We start from the raw sequence: 2,396 nt of genomic DNA, 5'->3' as shown, positions 1-2,396 counted from the left end.
CCGTCAGCCCGCTGCGCCAGCGCATGATCGACGACATGCGCATGCGCCAGCTTTCCCCGAAGACGCAAGCCAACTATCTGCGCATCGTCCGTGAGTTCGCCCGATACCTCGGGCGCTCGCCTGATACCGCCACCGTCGAGGACCTGCGTGGTTACCAGTTGCATCTGGTCGATCACGGCACCTCTCCGGTTTCTCTCAACGCCGCGATCACCGGGCTGAAGTTCTTCTTCGAGATCACGCTGCGCGAGCCCGAACTCATGGCGCGGATGCAAGCCGTGCGCGTGCCCCGCACCCTACCGGTCGTGCTCAGCCCCGATGAAGTGAGGCGGCTCATCGCCGCCACAGGCAACCTCAAGCACCAGACGGCGCTGTCGGTGGCCTACGGCACCGGCCTGCGTGCCAGCGAAGTGGTGGCGCTGAAGGTCGGCGACATTGACAGCCAGCGCATGACGCTGCGCATCGAACAGGGCAAGGGTCGCAAGGACCGCTACGCGATGCTCTCACCGGTGCTGCTCGAGCGGCTGCGGGTCTGGTGGCGCGTGGCCCGTGCGCAGGGCAGGATGCCCGATGGTGGGTGGCTGTTTCCCGGGCTCGATCCACTCGATCAACTGAGCACGCGGCAACTGAACCGCGCCATTCATGCCGCCGCCGAAGCCGCACAGATCGACAAGCGCGTATCGATGCACACGCTGCGGCACAGCTTTGCCACGCACCTGCTCGAACAGAAGATCGACATCCGCGTGATCCAGGTGCTGCTCGGCCACAAGAAGCTGGAGACCACCGCTCTTTATGCGCAGGTCGCCACCGACCTGCTGCGCGAAGTCACCAGTCCGCTGGAGCGCCTGCCCGCCAACTGACACGGCGTAGTGCCTCATGCTGGAGGTCGCGGACATCTTCCGCGCCCACGGGCCAGCCTGGCGAGCCACGACACGCCTGAGCCTGGGGCAGCTGAAGGTCATGTCGGCCATCGAACGGTGCCGCACGGCGGCACTGGGCGGACATGTGCTGCGCTGTTCCGGCTGCGCGAGGACAGAGGTGTCCTTCAACTCGTGCCGCAACCGCCATTGCCCGAAGTGCCAGGCCAGTGCCGCACACCGCTGGCTGGAGGCACGCCAGGCGGATCTGCTACCCGTCGGGTATTTCCACGTCGTCTTCACGCTGCCCGCGCCCATCAGTGCGATCGCCTGGTACAACAAGCGGGTCATCTACGGTCTGCTGTTCGACGTCGCCGCCGACACGCTGCGCACGATCGCCGCCGATCCCAGGCATCTCGGTGCCCAGATCGGTGCCACGCTCGTGCTGCACACCTGGGGCTCGGCGCTCACGCATCATCCGCACGTACACGGCATCGTCCCCGGCGGGGGACTGTCGCCCGACGGCGAGCGCTGGATCGCCTGCAGGCCGGGCTTCTTCCTGCCGGTGCGCGTGCTCTCACGGCTCTTCCGGCGTCGTTTCCTCGAAGCACTCGCTGATTCTCACCGGCGTGGTCAGTTGCAGTTCTTCGGCGAGTACGCGGCGCTCGCCGATCCGCCCGTCTTCGCCCAGTGGCTCGCACCCCTGCGTGCCTGCGAATGGTTCGTGTACGCCAAGCGTCCCTTTGCAGGACCGGAAGCGGTGCTCGCGTACCTCTCGCGCTATACGCACCGCGTGGCGATCTCCAACCAGCGTCTGCTCGCCTTCGATGAGCACGGGGTAACCTTCCGCTGGAAGGACTACCGCGAGAAGGGGCGCACCCGCTACAAGACCATGACGCTGGAGGCTGGCGAGTTCATGCGTCGCTTCCTGCTTCATGTATTGCCTGGCGGGTTCCACCGCATCCGTCACTACGGCCTGCTCGCCAACCCGGTGCGCCGCGCCAGTCTCGCGAAGGTGCGTGCGCTTCTGCACGTCACGCCCACGCCCGACCCTCCATCCTGCGAGCCTGTCGCTGAAACCCGGCCCGCCTTCATCTGCCGGCACTGTGGTGCCCCGATGATCGTCATCGACATCCTCGAGCGCATGGCACCAATTCGCGCACCACCGATCAAGGCCCGCCCGTGAACGCGGTGCTTCCTCGATCTGTCAACCCATCGTCGGCTTTGCGACAACGCGGCCCACAAGCGGACGTTTGTGCCTGGCGCGTCACGCGGCCTCCCGCACGCACACTTCATCCTCACCCTTACGTCAGTGCATCGCATCGTCACGACGTCCGGGCTCTTCCCGCATCCTGTCTGGGCCACCGCCCTCCAGCAATACCGAGGATGCCGGATCATCAATCGCCATAGTCAACCGGAATTCCGGGCGTCCCGGTCCACTCCGCGGTTTCCTCCCCCGAGGCTTGTTCGCCGCCTGCCCGCACGCGTCGCCGCGCGCTCACAGTGATCAGAATCAGGGCAGGCAGCGAACAACCCTTGACG

2 protein-coding genes are annotated in these 2,396 nt (G+C 66.1%); both read left to right on the top strand.

From position 1 onward, the window contains the following. Positions 1–857 (top strand): tyrosine-type recombinase/integrase (locus AB3X95_RS38865; protein ID WP_368624000.1); only part of this gene is annotated, 857 nt, incomplete at its 5' end. Between the two features lie 16 nt (positions 858–873). After that, complete coding sequence (locus AB3X95_RS38860; protein WP_368623999.1) at positions 874–2,040, top strand: IS91 family transposase; 1,167 nt, start codon at positions 874–876, stop codon at positions 2,038–2,040. The last annotated feature ends 356 nt before the right edge of the window (positions 2,041–2,396 follow it).

Source organism: Paraburkholderia sp. BR13444 (genome assembly GCF_040948755.1).
GTDB lineage: Bacteria > Pseudomonadota > Gammaproteobacteria > Burkholderiales > Burkholderiaceae > Paraburkholderia > Paraburkholderia youngii.
This window is presented reverse-complemented; position numbering and strand designations above follow the sequence as displayed.